Source organism: Streptomyces sp. DS1-CR2, assembly GCF_055760475.1.
On sequence record NZ_CM147085.1, the window covers coordinates 5,795,319 to 5,809,218 of the forward strand.

Here is a 13,900-nt window from a genome sequence, read left to right on the forward strand (position 1 = left end):
GACGGGCTGATGGACGTATTGCCCCTGGTGGGACTGATCGCGGCGAGTGCGGCGGTCGCGGGGGCCGCGCGCCGGACCCCGGTCCCCGCGCCGCTGCTGCTCGTCGCGGTCGGACTCATCGCGTCGTACTTGCCCGGAGTGCCGCAGTACACGCTCGACCCGCACATCGTGCTGCCCCTCATCCTGCCGCCACTGCTGCACACCGCGGCCCTGGAGAGCTCGTACCTCGACCTGCGGGCCAACGTCAGGCCGGTCGCGCTGCTCTCCGTCGGGTACGTGCTGTTCGCGACCGTCGCCGTCGGCTGGCTCGCGTACGAGCTGATCCCCGATCTGCCGCTGACGGCCGCGCTCGTGCTCGGCGCGGTGATCGCCCCGCCGGACGCGGTCGCCGCGACGGCCATCGCGCGCAAGGTGGGGCTGCCCGCGCGGATCACGACGATCCTCCAGGGCGAGTCCCTGGTGAACGACGCGACCGCGATCACCGCCTACAAGGTCGCGCTGGCCGCCGCGGTCGGGGAGGGCGCGAGCTGGGCGGGCGGGATCACGGAGTTCCTGGTGGCATCGGTCGGCGGCGTCGGCGTCGGGCTCGTCCTGATGGTGCCGCTGCACTGGCTGCGGACGCACCTGAAGGAGGCGATCCTCCAGAACACGCTCTCCCTCCTCATCCCGTTCGTCGCCTACGCGGCCGCCGAGCAGGTCGGCGCCTCCGGAGTGCTCGCCGTGGTCACGGTCGCCCTCTACCTGGGGCACCACGCCTGGCAGGTCGACTTCGAGACGCGCCTCCAGGAGGCCGCCGTGTGGAAGGTGGTCGCCTTCATCCTGGAGTCGGCGGTCTTCGCGCTCATCGGCCTCCAGCTACCCGTCGTCCTGAAGGACCTCGGCGAGTACAGCGTCGGGCAGGCCTTCGGGTACGCCGTCGCGGTCTTCGTACTCGTCGTGGTGATGCGGTTCGTGTGGTCGTATCCGGCGACCTATCTGCCCTGGTGCCTGTCGAAGCGGATCAGGGAGCGGGAGCGGGACAGCGACTGGCGCCGGCCGCTCGTGGTGAGCTGGGCCGGGATGCGCGGCGTCGTGTCGCTCGCGATCGCCTTCTCCATCCCGCTCGTCGTCGACGACGGGAGCCCCTTTCCCGCTCGCAACCTGGTCCTCTTCCTGACCTTCACGACCGTGATCGGCACCCTCGTCGTGCAGGGGCTCTCGCTGCCCTGGCTGATCAAGATCCTCAAGCTGCCGGGGCGCGATACGCAGGCCGAGACGCTCGCCGAGGCGCAGGCGCAGAACGCCGCCTCACAGGCCGCCGACGAGCGCGTGAACGAGCTGATGGAGGATGAGCGCAACTGTCTGCCCGAGCCGCTCGTGGACCGGCTGCGGACCGTCCTGGAGCGCCGCCGCAACTCCGTGTGGGAGCGCCTCGGCCACGCCAACCCGGTGACGGGGGAGTCCGCCGACGACACCTATCGCCGACTCACGCGGGAGGCCATCGCGGCCGAGCGCGAGGTCTTCGTGCGGATGCGGGACGAGCGGCGGATCGACGACGAGATGATGCGCACGCTGCTGCGCAAGCTCGACCTGGAGGAGGCGGCTGCCTACCGCGAGGTCGACGACTGACCGGCCGCTACGGGGAGGGCGTTCCCGTCACGACGGCCATGAGCCGCGTGCCCGGCGCGAACGCGCCCTCCTCGGTGAGGGCGAGCAGCCCGTACAGGACCTTGGCCACATAGAGACGCTCTACGGGCACGCCGTGGCGCTGCTCGAAGTCCTCGGCGAAGGCGAGGAGGGCGGGGGTGGTGCGGCCGTAGCCGCCGCAGTGGAAGCGCTCGTCCAGGGACCAGTCGCCCCGCGGGCCGCCGAACGCCGCCTCCTGGAGGGTGCGTATCTCGTCGCCGAGGAAGCCGCCCTTCAGAACGGGTATGCCGAGTGCGCGCTGCCCCTCGCCGAGCCCGGCGGCCAGTCCGGCGAGCGTGCCGCCGGTGCCGCAGGCGACGCCGACCGCGTCGGCGGCCCCGCGCAACTCCTGCCCGAGCTCCGCGCAGCCGCGCACGGCCTCGGCGTTGCTGCCGCCCTCGGGGACGACGTAGGGCGTCTTCCCGGCATCGGGCGGAGCCACCTCGCGCAGGATGCGCGCGAGCGTGGCCGGATCCCGCTTCTCCCGGTACGTCCTCCGGTCGACGAAGTGCAGACGCATGCCGTCGTCCGCGCAGCGCGCCAGAGAGGCGTTCAGGGGCCGTCCGGCGAGCTCCTGGCCCCGGACGACGCCGATGGTCCGCAGGCCGAGGAGACGGCCCGCGGCGGCCGTGGCGCGCAGATGGTTGGAGTACGCGCCGCCGAACGTGAGCAGCGTGCCGTGGCCCGCGGCGGTCGCCGCTTCGAGGTTCGGGGCCAGCTTGCGCCACTTGTTGCCGGGCAGGTCGGTGTGGATGAGGTCGTCGCGCTTGAGCAGGAGCCGCACCCCGTGACGGTGGAACCGGTCGTCGGCGACCGGCTCCACCGGCGAGGGCAGCCGGGGGTGCAGAGGCGGGCGCGGGCGGGCGTGCGGGGTCACCTGCTCATTGTGCAAGCGGGTCGCCGCGGGCCGCGTGCCGGAGGGCGGCTACGTGAGCCGGTCGCGGATGCGCCCCCGCATCGAGGCCATCGTGAAGCCGCGTGGGTCGACCTTGCCCGGCTGCCACTCCAGGTGGCCGATCACCGACCTCTCCGTCCAGCCGTGATGGCGGCACACCGCGGCCGCCGCCCTCTCGATGGCCTCCAGCTGCGCGGCGGGCCACGGGTCCTCGCCGTCGCCGAGGTTCTCGCACTCGAAGCCGTAGAAGTGGCGGTTGCCGTCCGTGTTCGCCTCGTTGTCATGGGGCAGCGCCTTCTCCGCGATGACCGCCCGCAGCACGTCGTCGTCGCCGAGACCTGCGTGGTTGGCCCGCCCGTAGCCGACGAGGTGGACGCGGCCGTCCTTCGTGATGACGCCGTGGCACAGCGGCCCCGGCAGGTCCGCGTGCCCCTTCCGGCAGAGGTCGACGGTCTGCTTGCTGCCCTTCGTCACGGTGTGGTGGATCATCACGCCGTTCACCGGGCCCCAGGGTCCCTTGTGGTTGCGGTTGTGGTGTCTCCAGTCGCCGACCTCGACGACCGTCAGGCCTTCGCGCGTGAGGGCGTCCAGGAAACTGCTCGCGGACATGGGTGGGGCCACGGCCGCCTCCTTCGCGGGGTGCGACGGAAGCGGGGCGCGTCCGTCTCGTACGCCGCTTGTACCCGAACAGGCCCACCCGAACTACTCGTTCGCATCGCGTGCGAGCCGTTCCGGACATCGTGAGCCGTTCCGGTCAGCCAGGCCTACGGGCCGACCGGGAGGGAGGCGGAGCGGACTCAGGCCCGCAGGCAGCCGTCCCCGTGCTCCGCGATGTGGTTCTCCAGGGCTCCGAGCGCGGACTGGGTCGCCTCGGTGGTGCCCGTGCCCTTCCGCTCCGCGTAGTACGCGGCGCCCAGCTTCTTCAGGAGGTCGCCGCCCGCCCGCTGCGCCTGCACCTCGTCCAGCTTCTGCTTGCCCTGTGTGAGCCCGCGCTGCGCCTGCTCCTTGGCGCGGTCCAGGAAGCCTGTCATTGCTGTCTCCCGTCATCGGTCCTCGGTGTACCGGTTGAACGCCCGCCGGGATCTTGAAGTTCCTCCGTCGGGAAGTTCCCTACCCGGAAAAACGGGCATCGTGCCCTGTCCACTCTCGCCCAATCCCGCTCGTTTGTGTAATGGCCTGGCCACAGTGCGTGCTGGAAGTCTTGTCGCCGCAGGTCAGTTCTTGATCGGGAGGCAAAGCCCATGTCGGTAGGCGAAGAAGTCCGCACGGAGCAGGCCGGGCCCCAGCAGAGTCTCGGCACATCCGCCGCGCGGAATCTGGCCACCACCACCAAGTCCGCGCCACAGATGCAGGAGATCAGCTCCCGGTGGCTGCTGCGCATGCTGCCCTGGGTGAATGTGCAGGGCGGCACGTACCGGGTGAACCGGCGGCTCAGCTACTCGGTCGGTGACGGACGCCTGACGTTCGTGAAGGCCGGAGACCAGGTGCGGGTCATCCCCGCGGAGCTCGGCGAACTGCCGGTGCTGAGGGACTACGGCGACCAGGAAGTACTCGAGGAGCTCGCGGTGCGGTGCCGCCAGCGGGAGTACGCGCCGGGCGAGCTGCTCGCCGCGTTCGGCAGCTCCGCCGACGAGGTGTTCCTGCTCGCGCACGGCAAGGTCGAGAAGGTCGGCACGGGTCCCTACGGGGACGACGCGGTCCTGGGGGTCCTGGCCGACGGCGCGTACTTCGGCGAGCAGGCGCTGCTCGACCCGGACGCCATCTGGGAGTACACGGCGCGCGCGGTGACCGCGTGCACCGTGCTCACGCTGCCGCGCCAGGACCTGGAGCAGGTCGCGGAGCGCTCCGAGAGCCTCGCCGGCCACCTGGGAGCGCTGCGGGCCATCCCGGCGCAGCGAGCGAACAAGTTCGGCGAGAAGCAGATCGACCTCTCCGCCGGCCACGTCGGCGAGGCGGTGCTCCCGGGCACGTACGTCGACTACGACGCGGCGCCGCGCGAGTACGAGCTGAGCGTCGCCCAGACCGTCCTGCGCATCCACTCGCGCGTGGCGGACCTCTACAACCAGCCGATGAACCAGACGGAGCATCAGCTCCGGCTCACTGTCGAGGCGTTGAAGGAGCGCCAGGAGCACGAACTCATCAACAACCGGGAGTTCGGCCTGCTCAACAACTGCGAATACGAGCAGCGGCTCCAGCCGCACGACGGCGTGCCCAGCCCGGACGACATGGACGAGCTGCTCAGCCGCCGCCGGGGCTCGAAGCTGTTCCTCGCCCACCCGCGCGCCATCGCCGCGTTCGGGCGCGAGTGCAACAGGCGGGGGCTCGTCCCGGAGTCCATCGACGTGGGCGGCAACCGCATCCCGACCTGGCGCGGGGTGCCGATCTTCCCGAGCAACAAGATCCCCGTGTCCGACGCGCGCACGACGTCGATCATCTGCATGCGTACCGGCGAGGAGGAGCAGGGCGTCATCGGCCTCCAGCAGGCGGGCATCCCGGACGAGATCGAGCCGAGCCTGTCGGTGCGGTTCATGGGCATCAGCGAGCAGGCGATCATCTCGTACCTGGTGACGACGTACTACTCGGCGGCGGTACTTGTGCCGGACGCGCTCGGCGTCCTGGAGAACGTCGAGATCGGCAGGTGGCGTTGAAGCTCATGGCGCAGACGAAGCAGTCCATGGTGCGGCAGCAGCAAGGGGAACCGGGCGAAGAGGTGGCTGCTGACGGCCAGGAGGCGGCGGTGATCCTGGCGCAGGCCAGGGCGCAGGTCGACCCGGAGCTGCGCGGGGCCGTGGAGACCCTGCCCACGTCGCTGCGCCGCATCGCCCGCTACCACTTCGGGTGGGAGCACGCGGACGGCACCGCGGCCACCGAGCACGCGGGCAAGGCCATCAGGCCGGCGCTCGTCCTCGCCGCGGTACGGGCGCTCGGGGGCGCCCCGGAGCTCGCCGTGCGGGCGGCCGCGGCCGTGGAACTCGTCCACAACTTCACGCTCCTGCACGACGACGTCATGGACCGGGACACCACACGCAGGCACCGGCCGACGGCGTGGACCGTCTTCGGGGACGCCGACGCGATCCTGGCGGGCGACGCGCTCCAGGCGCTCGCGCAGCGGCTGCTCGCCGAGGACCCGCACCCGGCGGCCCGGCCGGCGGCGGCCCGGATCGCGGCCTGTGTCATGGAGCTGTGCGAGGGCCAGGTCGCCGATGTCGCCCTGGAGAGGCGCGAACCGGACGAGGTCACGCTGGACGAGTGCCTCGTCATGGCGGAGGCGAAGACGGGCGCGCTGCTCGGCTGTGCCTGCGCGGTCGGGGGGCTGTACGCGGGGGCCGGAGAGGAGGAGGTCGCGGCCCTCGACGGGTTCGGCAGACAGGCCGGGCTCGCGTTCCAGCTGATCGACGACGTCATAGGGATCTGGGGGGATCCGGCCCGTACGGGCAAGGCGGCGGGCGCCGATCTCGCGGTGCGCAAGAAGTCGCTGCCGGTGGTGGCGGCGCTGGCCTCGGGAACGCCGGAGGCCGGTGAACTGGCCGCGCTCTACGGGGTGGTGGGACCGGACGACGGTCCGCCGAAGGAGGGGGAGCTGGAGGCCATGGCGCTGGTCGTCGAGCGCGCCGGGGGGCGCGACTGGGCGCAGCTGCACGCGGCGGACCGGATGTCCCGGGCGGTGCACCAGCTGTCCCGGGCGGTCCCGGCGCCGGAGGCCGCGGACGGACTGCTGTCGCTGGCCGAGTTCGTGACGCGGCGCAGCCACTAGGGGAAACCGGCAACAGGGGAGAGGAGTTGACATGCGTTGCGGGTCCCGCGCTCCGGCAGGAGCGCAGGGCCCGCAACGCGCGTACGGAACCGATCGCCTAGGCTGCAGCGGGCCGGCGCGTGGCGGCCGACCGGCGCAGGGACACGGCCCGTTGAGGCGGGCCGCGACGTGAGGGGGCGGGGTCATGGGCGTGGCGATCCGGAGGGCCACGGAGGACGATCGGGCGGACCTTGTGCGGCTGCTCGACGAGGCGTTCATGGACGACCCGGTGAGCGGCTGGGTCTTCCCCGGCCTGGCGCACCGGCGCCGCAGGCACGCCGGACTCATGGCGGCCTTCATCGACATCTCCCTGAGCGAGGGATATGTCGACATGACCGAGGACGGTGCCGCGGCCGCGCTCTGGCTCTCGGTGCCGGCCCGGCCGGACGGCCCGGCTGAGGACGAGGACGACGACGGCCCCGCGCAACTGCGCGCCGCCGTGGACCCGGACAACGAACGGGTCGAGGAGATCGGTCGGTTGACCGCAGGAGCCCACCCGAGCGACCGCGCGCACGAGTACCTGTGGATGATCGCCGTCGACCCGGCGCGGCAGGGCCAGGGCCTCGGCACCGCGCTGACGCAGCCCGTCCTCGACCGCTGCGACCGCGAGGGCAGGGCGGCGTATCTGGAGGCGAGCAGCGACCGCAGCCGTGGGCTGTACGAGCGGCTCGGCTTCACGTGCACCGGCACCGGGATCGCGTTGCCGGGCGGGCCGACGATGTGGCCCATGTGGCGTGATCCGCAAGGGATGTGAGCGCCTCGCTCAGGGTCCGGCCATGAAGGGTGCGGGCGGCTACTCCTGCGGCACGACCGTGCGGACGATCCGGTCCATGAGGCCCTCGGGGACGCTCACGCCGGGCACGGCGCCGTCCAGCATCCCCGGCATCGTCAGGTGTTCCAGGATGAGCCCCAGCGCGGCGAGATAGAGCACGGTCACCGTCTCCGCGCCGCCGGGGAGCCCGGACTCGGTGTGGAACGAGATCCCGAAGTCGAGGTCGCCGCGGAGCGATTTCATGAGGGACGCGCGCAGTTCGGGCCGGCGCCCCGCCTCCAGGCGCATCTCCATCATGGCCAGATAGCCGGTGCGGTCACGCTGGGCGCGGCCGAGCAGATCGTGCATGAACGCCGCGACCAGCTCGCGGTCCCGCGGCCGATCGAGGAGTTCCGCGACCACCGCCGGATCCGGGGCCAGCCGCTCGTGCAGCCATGCGTCGATCTGGTGCAGCAGGTCGTCCCGACTGGTGAAGTAGTTCGACGAGGTGCCCGTGGGGACGCCCGCCGCCGCGTCCACCGCGCGGAAGGTCAGGCCGCGCGCGCCTTCGGCCGCGAGTACCTCCACCGCGGCGTTCACCAGGGCCACCCTGCGCTCCGCGTTCCGTGCCATCTGCGCGCTCCTCTTGACCGTAGATCCGGAAACCTCAGATCCGGAAACCTCTTGCAACCACTACAGATGGAGCACTATAACTGCAGTGGTTCGAGCGGGCCAGGAAGCCGAAACGGCGCAGGGCCGACCCGGACACCCCTGTCATCTGCGGAAAGAGACCCACTTGCGAAAGCTCACTTACTTCGTCGCCGTGTCGATCGACGGTTTCATCGGCGATCCCGACGGAGACGCGAACGCCTTCATGCCCTTCGTGGACGAGGAGTTCCTGGAGTTCCTCACGAGCGAGTACCCCGAGACCATCTCGGCGGAGGGCCGGCGGGTCCTCGGTCTGGAGCACCTGGCGAACAAGCGGTTCGACACCGTCATCCAGGGCCGGGCCAGCTATCAGATCGGCCTCGACGCCGGCCTGACCAGCCCCTACGGGCACCTGCGCGAGTACGTCGCGGCGCGCTCGATCGAGAAGTCCCCCGATCCGAACGTGGAGATCGTCGCCGATGACGTCGTCGGGAAGATCCGCGAACTGAAGGCGGAAGACAGCGAGTTCGGCATCTGGCTGTGCGGCGGCGCGACGCTCGCCGGCGTCCTCGCCGACGAGGTGGACGAGCTGGTGATCAAGACGTACCCGCTGGTGTTCGGCTCGGGCATGCCGATGTTCGGCTGCGGCTTCGCGAACGGCGAGTTCGCGCTGGAGGAGAACCGGACGTTCGGCAACGGCGTGATCGTGCGGACGTACAGCAGGAAGAGGCCGGGGATCCCCGGCTAGAATTTTTTTCCGGGCGGTGTCGAGAACGCTGCTGCCGCTCCGACGTCTCCAGTGAAGCCGCCCGCGCCCGGCGGACGGCGGGCCGAAGGAGTGCAGCAATGAAGTACCTGATGATGGTGACAGGCACGCAGCTCGACTACGAGGCCATGGCGGGCAAGGCGTCCGAGGGCAATCCGGCCTGGGGCGAGAAGGACATCCAGACGATGTTCGCCCACATGCAGAAGATCAACGATGACCTCGCCGAGACCGGCGAGATGCTCGCCGGCGAAGGTCTGGCGGAGCCCGCGAAGACCCGGTTCGTCACCCCGGACGCCCAGGGGCGGCCCGTCATCAGTGATGGCCCCTACGGGGAGACGAAGGAGTTGCTCGCCGGTTTCTGGATCCTCGAGTGCGAGAACCTCGACCGGGTCACCGAGATCGCCAAGCGCGTGGCCGAGTGCCCCGCCCCCGCGGGCGCACCCGCCCGCCCCGTCGTGATCCGCCCGATCCTGGACAGCGGTGGCGACCTTTGCTGACCGCGTCGACCGAGGATCTGCTCCGCCGCCAAGCGCCGCAGGTCCTCGGCGCGCTGGTCCGCCGCTACGGACACTTCGACGCAGCCGAGGACGCCGTGCAGGAGGCGCTGCTCGCCGCCGCACGCCAGTGGCCCGACGCCGGGGTGCCCGACAATCCGCGCGGCTGGCTCATCAAGGTCGCCTCGCGCCGTCTCGTCGACACGCTGCGCAGTGACGACGCGCGGCGCAGACGCGAGGAGGCGGACGCCGCGCTCACCCCGCGTGACGCGTTCACGGCCCCGCCGCCCGGCGAGAGCCGCGCCCCCTGTGAGGACGACACCCTCACCCTGCTCTACCTGTGCTGCCACCCGGAGCTGACCTCCGCCGCCCAGGTCGCCCTCACCCTGCGCGCCGTGGGCGGCCTGACGACGGCCGAGATCGCCCGCGCGCACCTCGTCCCCGAGCCGATGATGGCCCAGCGCATCAGCCGCGCCAAGCAGCGCGTACGGGGCGTGCGGTTCCGCCTGCCCGAGGACTGGCGCGAGCGGCTGCCCGCCGTGCTCCAGGTCCTCTACCTGATCTTCAACGAGGGGTATACGGCCACGTCGGGGCCCCAGTTGCAGCGCGCCGACCTGGCCCGCGAGGCGATCCGGCTGACCCGGGCCGTGCGGGCGCTGCTGCCCGACGACAGCGAGGTCACCGGCTTGCTCGCTCTCATGCTGCTCACCGACGCGCGCCGCGCGGCACGTACCGACGCGGCGGGCGAACTGGTCCGCCTCGACGAACAGGACCGCACCCTGTGGGACCGCGCGGAGATCGACGAAGGCGTCGCCCTGGTCTCCCTCGCCCTCCCGCACGGACCGGTGGGCCCCTATCAACTCCAGGCGGCCATCGCCGCGTTGCACGATGAGGCGGCGCGCGCCGAGGACACCGACTGGCCGCAGATCCTCGCCCTGTACGACCTGCTCGTGCGGATCGTGCCTGAGGGGGAGGCGATGGCGGCGCTCGGCCGGGCGGTCGCCGTCGCCATGGTGCACGGCCCCGAGGCGGGCCTGAGGGAGGCGGACAAGCTGGCGGACGCCCTCGGCGGGCACCACCGGCTCGCCGCCGTGCGGGGTCACCTCCTGGAGCTGGCCGGGGACCGCGACGCGGCGCGGGCGGCCTACCAGGAGGCGGCGAGCGGCACGCTCAGCCGCCCGGAGCAGCGCTATCTCCAGCTGCGGGCGGCCCGGCTCGGGTGAGGCCCCCGGCCGAAATGCGATACCCCGCCGCAGCCGTCAGCTCGTAGGTTGGTGCGCATGACCGAACTCCTGCACATCACCGAGCGCTCGCTGTGGGACACGGCCCGCGCGTCCGGCGCTTACGAGATGTCCACGCGCGGCAAGACCCTCGCCGAAGAGGGCTTCATCCACTGCTCGCTGGCGCACCAGCTCCAGAGGGTCGCCGACTTCCTGTACGGCGCGTACGACGGGCCCGACGAGCTGGTGGTGCTGGTCATCGACAGCGAGCGGGTGCCCGCGCCCGTCAGGTTCGAGGCGCCGGAGCCCGGCGCGGATGAATTCCCGCACATCTACGGGCCGTTGCCGGTCGACGCCGTCACCGAGGTGCGCAACTGGGACGGCGGGCGGGTCCGCTGAAGTCCCCTCGGTCCGCCCGTCAGTCGGAGAGGGCTGCCTCGGCCGCGCGGACAAGCGCCTCTACCGCGGTGTGCGGGACCTGCGCCGCGCGTGGGGGTACGTCCCGCAGCGGGAGATCGTCCTGGAGAAGGCGGCGGTGAAGGATCGGCGGATGCGGCGCGTGCTCAAGGCGTGGTCGCAGTGCGTCGTGGACAAGGGGTTCAAGCGGTACGGCACCCCCGATGGCGCCTTCCGCGACAAGGCGTGGAAACGCGACAGCGGCGGCAACACGGCGCGTACGCGGCGCGAGCGGGGCACGGCCGTCGCCGACGTCGAGTGCAAGCGCGAGCACAACACCGCCGGGGTGTGGTGGTCCGTGCTGTCCGAGCGGCAGCGGGCGGACCTTGGGCGTCACCGGTCCGCGTACGAGGCGGCGCGCCGGGACCAGGAGACAGTGCGGGACAACGTACGCGAGGTACTTGCCGAGACGTAACGGAACTATAGTTCCCTTAAGGCTCTCTGCTCTGCTACGTTTGACGTGCCTTAACGGGAACGCAGAGCCATTTAAGGAGCCCCATGTCGGCGCCCACGCAGACCGTCCCCACGCCTGCCGTCGCACCAGCCCCACGCATGACGGCCCGCCAGAAGCTCGTCCTCACCCTTCTCCTCGGCGCCCAGTTCATGATCGCCGTGGACTTCTCGATCCTGAACGTCGCGCTGCCCGTCGTCGGCGAGGGGCTCGGCTTCTCGCTCTCCCATCTCCAGTGGATCGCCACGGCGTTCGCGCTCGCCGCCGCCGGGTTCACGCTCCTCTTCGGCCGCGTCGCCGACCTGGTGGGCCGCAAGCGGCTGTTCCTCGCCGGCATGGCGGTCCTCGGCGCCTCCTCCCTCCTGGGCGGCCTCGCCACCTCACCCGAAGTCCTGCTCGTGGCCAGGGTGTTGCAGGGACTCGCGACCGCGGCCGTCACTCCGGCCGGACTCGCCCTCCTGACCACCGCATTCAAGGAGGGGCCGCTGCGCGAACGCGCCCTCGGCCTCAACGGCGCCCTGATGTCCGCCGGTTTCACCGCGGGCGCCATCCTCGGCGGCCTGCTCACCGACCTGCTCTCCTGGCGCTGGGCGTTCTTCGTCAACGTCCCCGTCGCAGCCCTCGTCCTCGTCCTCGCCCCGTCCGTCATCACCGACTCGCGCCCGGACCGGCGCCCGCGCCTCGACGTACCCGGCGCCGCGGCCGTCACCGGCGGACTCCTGCTCCTCGTCTACGGGCTCACGCAGGCCGGCGAGACCGGCTGGGGCGCCCCCGCGACCCTGGCCGCGCTGCTCGCGGGCGCCGCGCTCCTCGTCGCCTTCCTGTTCGTCGAGAAGCGGGCCGCCGCGCCCCTCGTCCCGCTCCACATCCTCAGGCGGCGCACCGTGATCTGGGGCAACGCGGCCGGGCTCATCGCCTTCGTCACCGAGACGTCCCTCGTCTTCCTGCTCACCCTCTACCTCCAGGAAGTCCTCGGCTACTCACCGCTCGCGACCGGGCTCGCCTTCGGCGTCCTCGGGCTCGGCACCGTGATCGGCGGCACGCTCGGCGGCCGTGCCGTCGGACGCCTCGGCAACCGGACCACGATCGTCGTCGGCGGCGCCGTCCAGGCCGCCGCCACGCTCGCCCTGGTGGCGCTCGGCACGTCGGGGGCCTGGATCTGGCTGCTCCTCGCGGCCACGTTCGTCGGGGGCGTCGGCAACATGCTGGTGATCGTCGGCTTCATGGTGACGGCCACGTCCGGACTGCCCGACGAGGAGCAGGGCCTCGCCACCGGCCTCGCGACCATGACCCAGCAGGTCGGCATCACCCTGGGCATCCCGGTGATGAGCGCGATCGCCACGGCCCGCATGGGCGGGGCGACCGGTCCGGACGCGGTCCTGTCCGGAGTCTCGACGGCCGTGCTGGTCAACTCCCTTCTGGTGGCGGTGGGTTCGGCACTGGCCGCGCTGTTCCTCTCGCCCCGGCGAGCGCGTGACAGGGCGGACGCCTGATCCCTCGGCCCTGCATGAGGGGGGCCATGTCCGATCGCACCGCGAACACAGCCGCAGCACCGGCCCTCCCGGTGGCTGTCGACCAGGGCGCGCTCCTCGCCCTCGCCGACGGTCACCATGCGCGTGCCGTACGCCCGTTGGGCAGCGGCGAGCACGGGGGTCACCTCGTCAAGACGTACGCGATCGAGGCGCCGGGGCGCGCCCCGAGATCCGGTGGCAGACACCCGTCTGGAACGACGGCGCGATCCGTTTCTACCGGCGCCTGGGCGCCCGCGAGGAGGACAAGCTCCGCTTCAGCCGGCCGTCCTCGTCAGACCTCGTCGGCCAGTAGCCCCCGCAGTGAGTCCGCCATCGCCGCCACGAACGCGTCGCGCGTGCCCGCGTCGACGAGGTCCAGGGACAGATACGGATTGAGGTCCTCCAGCTCGACCAGGAGCAGCTCGCCCTCCGGCGTGCGGCACGCGTCCACACGCTGGATGCCGTGGCGGACGGTGTTCCAGTCGACGAACTTCTGCGCGAACTCCCGGTCCGCGTCAGTGGGTTCGTACGGTTCGAGGACCCACCGCTCGTCCGGCCGGGGCGCGTACAGGGCGTACTGGAGAGCGCGGTCGACGAAGTAGAACGACACCTCGTACCGGAAGCGGATCCGCGGCTGGACGAGGATGCCGTCGAACTCCAGGCCGGGCAGCGCCTCGTGGCCGACGAACTCGAGGCCGATGGAGTCGGCGCCGAGCAGCGGCTTGACCACGTACTCGTCCGCCTCGGGCAAGAGATGCATATCGGCCGCGCGGGCGACGGTCGGGATGACGGGATACCCGGCGGCGGTCAGGTCGAGCAGGTACCCCTTGCCCGCCATGTCGGCCTTCCCGGACAGCGCGTTGTAGACCCGCACCCCGCCCGCGAGGGCCCGCTCGCGGAACGCGTCGTACGCGGCCTGGTAGTGCAGCACGGGCCCGCTGTTGCGCACGACGACCGCGTCGAAGCCGTCCATCAGTGCGGCGGCGTCCAGCGGATGGCACAGTGCCACGTCGAACTCCTCGCGCAGCCGCGCCGAGAGGGCGATGTCCTCGTCGCAGTAGCGGCGGCCACGGGCCGGGTAGGCGAGATCGGTGACGTAGAGGATGCGGGGGCGACGCGAGCGGTCCATCCGGGCGACGCTACCCGAGCGCCCTGAAAACGCCGGCAGCACCCGGCTCCGCGCGGACGCCGGGTGCTGCCGGACAGGTGACGGGAAGGCGTCAGGCCTTCGTCGTCGACGCTGCACACTT

At 71.7% G+C, this 13,900-nt stretch carries 15 protein-coding genes; 10 read left to right on the forward strand and 5 right to left on the reverse strand.

What is annotated here, in order from left to right; translation table 11 throughout:
• Nucleotides 1–9 precede the first annotated feature (9 nt).
• Nucleotides 10–1,608 carry a Na+/H+ antiporter gene (locus ACY0PA_RS27755; RefSeq protein ID WP_473080309.1) on the forward strand — a complete coding sequence of 533 codons (1,599 nt, stop codon included), beginning with the start codon at nt 10–12 and terminating at the stop codon, nt 1,606–1,608.
• A gap of 7 nt (nt 1,609–1,615) precedes the next feature.
• Here ACY0PA_RS27755 and ACY0PA_RS27760 read toward each other — a convergent pair whose 3' ends face one another.
• The 3 genes from ACY0PA_RS27760 to ACY0PA_RS27770 all read right to left on the reverse strand — a co-directional run bounded on the left by ACY0PA_RS27760 (nt 1,616) and on the right by ACY0PA_RS27770 (nt 3,591).
• A complete protein-coding gene (locus ACY0PA_RS27760) occupies nt 1,616–2,542 on the reverse strand; it encodes a 1-aminocyclopropane-1-carboxylate deaminase/D-cysteine desulfhydrase (RefSeq protein WP_473080310.1) in 927 nt (308 codons plus the stop codon).
• Between the two features lie 48 nt (nt 2,543–2,590).
• Entirely contained in the window at nt 2,591–3,181 is a 591-nt protein-coding gene (locus ACY0PA_RS27765; RefSeq protein WP_473080311.1) for an N-acetylmuramoyl-L-alanine amidase, read from the reverse strand.
• A 176-nt stretch (nt 3,182–3,357) separates the two neighbouring features.
• Entirely contained in the window at nt 3,358–3,591 is a 234-nt protein-coding gene (locus tag ACY0PA_RS27770; RefSeq protein ID WP_473080312.1) for a hypothetical protein, read from the reverse strand.
• Between the two features lie 210 nt (nt 3,592–3,801).
• On the opposite strand from ACY0PA_RS27770, the gene ACY0PA_RS27775 reads away from it, so the two are divergent.
• From ACY0PA_RS27775 to ACY0PA_RS27785, 3 genes are all read left to right on the forward strand, one after another.
• On the forward strand, nt 3,802–5,208 hold the full coding sequence (locus ACY0PA_RS27775; RefSeq protein ID WP_473080313.1) for a family 2B encapsulin nanocompartment shell protein: 1,407 nt from the start codon (nt 3,802–3,804) through the stop codon (nt 5,206–5,208).
• A gap of 26 nt (nt 5,209–5,234) precedes the next feature.
• Entirely contained in the window at nt 5,235–6,314 is a 1,080-nt protein-coding gene (locus tag ACY0PA_RS27780) for a family 2 encapsulin nanocompartment cargo protein polyprenyl transferase (RefSeq protein ID WP_473086452.1), read from the forward strand.
• A 184-nt stretch (nt 6,315–6,498) separates the two neighbouring features.
• The gene (locus ACY0PA_RS27785) at nt 6,499–7,107 is read left to right on the forward strand and encodes a GNAT family N-acetyltransferase (RefSeq protein WP_473080314.1); all 609 of its coding nucleotides are present in this window, start codon (nt 6,499–6,501) and stop codon (nt 7,105–7,107) included.
• Nucleotides 7,108–7,146: 39 nt separating this feature from the next.
• Here the strand turns inward: ACY0PA_RS27785 and ACY0PA_RS27790 are convergent, their stop codons facing one another.
• The gene (locus ACY0PA_RS27790) at nt 7,147–7,737 is read right to left on the reverse strand and encodes a TetR/AcrR family transcriptional regulator (RefSeq protein ID WP_473080315.1); all 591 of its coding nucleotides are present in this window, start codon (nt 7,735–7,737) and stop codon (nt 7,147–7,149) included.
• 163 nt (nt 7,738–7,900) lie between these two features.
• Here ACY0PA_RS27790 and ACY0PA_RS27795 point away from each other — a divergent pair, with 163 nt between their 5' ends.
• The 6 genes from ACY0PA_RS27795 (at nt 7,901) to ACY0PA_RS27820 (ending at nt 12,632) form a co-directional block, all read left to right on the forward strand.
• The gene (locus ACY0PA_RS27795) at nt 7,901–8,500 is read left to right on the forward strand and encodes a dihydrofolate reductase family protein (RefSeq protein ID WP_473080316.1); all 600 of its coding nucleotides are present in this window, start codon (nt 7,901–7,903) and stop codon (nt 8,498–8,500) included.
• A gap of 98 nt (nt 8,501–8,598) precedes the next feature.
• Nucleotides 8,599–9,015, forward strand: a complete 417-nt coding sequence (locus ACY0PA_RS27800) for a YciI family protein (RefSeq protein WP_382476629.1) — start codon at nt 8,599–8,601, stop codon at nt 9,013–9,015.
• Nucleotides 9,009–10,235 carry an RNA polymerase sigma factor gene (locus ACY0PA_RS27805; protein WP_473080317.1) on the forward strand — a complete coding sequence of 409 codons (1,227 nt, stop codon included), beginning with the start codon at nt 9,009–9,011 and terminating at the stop codon, nt 10,233–10,235. The genes ACY0PA_RS27800 and ACY0PA_RS27805 overlap by 7 nt, the downstream gene beginning before the upstream one ends.
• A 57-nt stretch (nt 10,236–10,292) precedes the next feature.
• A complete protein-coding gene (locus ACY0PA_RS27810) occupies nt 10,293–10,631 on the forward strand; it encodes a DUF952 domain-containing protein (protein ID WP_473080318.1) in 339 nt (112 codons plus the stop codon).
• A 70-nt stretch (nt 10,632–10,701) separates the two neighbouring features.
• Nucleotides 10,702–11,103, forward strand: a complete 402-nt coding sequence (locus ACY0PA_RS27815) for a hypothetical protein (protein ID WP_473080319.1) — start codon at nt 10,702–10,704, stop codon at nt 11,101–11,103.
• A gap of 83 nt (nt 11,104–11,186) precedes the next feature.
• Nucleotides 11,187–12,632, forward strand: a complete 1,446-nt coding sequence (locus ACY0PA_RS27820) for an MFS transporter (protein WP_473080320.1) — start codon at nt 11,187–11,189, stop codon at nt 12,630–12,632.
• Between the two features lie 310 nt (nt 12,633–12,942).
• On the opposite strand, the gene ACY0PA_RS27825 is transcribed toward ACY0PA_RS27820, so the two are convergent.
• On the reverse strand, nt 12,943–13,779 hold the full coding sequence (locus ACY0PA_RS27825; RefSeq protein WP_473080321.1) for an ATP-grasp domain-containing protein: 837 nt from the start codon (nt 13,777–13,779) through the stop codon (nt 12,943–12,945).
• Nucleotides 13,780–13,900: the final 121 nt, after the last annotated feature.

What these genes read in the sequence shown, in the direction of transcription:
- ACY0PA_RS27825 (WP_473080321.1), bottom strand. Translation starts at nt 13,779, where the DNA reads ATGGACCGCTCGCGTCGCCCCCGCATCCTCTACGTCACCGATCTCGCC.
- ACY0PA_RS27790 (WP_473080315.1), bottom strand. Translation starts at nt 7,737, where the DNA reads ATGGCACGGAACGCGGAGCGCAGGGTGGCCCTGGTGAACGCCGCGGTG.
- ACY0PA_RS27755 (WP_473080309.1), top strand. Translation starts at nt 10, where the DNA reads ATGGACGTATTGCCCCTGGTGGGACTGATCGCGGCGAGTGCGGCGGTC.
- ACY0PA_RS27800 (WP_382476629.1), top strand. Translation starts at nt 8,599, where the DNA reads ATGAAGTACCTGATGATGGTGACAGGCACGCAGCTCGACTACGAGGCC.
- ACY0PA_RS27785 (WP_473080314.1), top strand. Translation starts at nt 6,499, where the DNA reads ATGGGCGTGGCGATCCGGAGGGCCACGGAGGACGATCGGGCGGACCTT.
- ACY0PA_RS27780 (WP_473086452.1), top strand. Translation starts at nt 5,235, where the DNA reads ATGGTGCGGCAGCAGCAAGGGGAACCGGGCGAAGAGGTGGCTGCTGAC.
- ACY0PA_RS27820 (WP_473080320.1), top strand. Translation starts at nt 11,187, where the DNA reads ATGTCGGCGCCCACGCAGACCGTCCCCACGCCTGCCGTCGCACCAGCC.
- ACY0PA_RS27775 (WP_473080313.1), top strand. Translation starts at nt 3,802, where the DNA reads ATGTCGGTAGGCGAAGAAGTCCGCACGGAGCAGGCCGGGCCCCAGCAG.
- ACY0PA_RS27770 (WP_473080312.1), bottom strand. Translation starts at nt 3,591, where the DNA reads ATGACAGGCTTCCTGGACCGCGCCAAGGAGCAGGCGCAGCGCGGGCTC.
- ACY0PA_RS27810 (WP_473080318.1), top strand. Translation starts at nt 10,293, where the DNA reads ATGACCGAACTCCTGCACATCACCGAGCGCTCGCTGTGGGACACGGCC.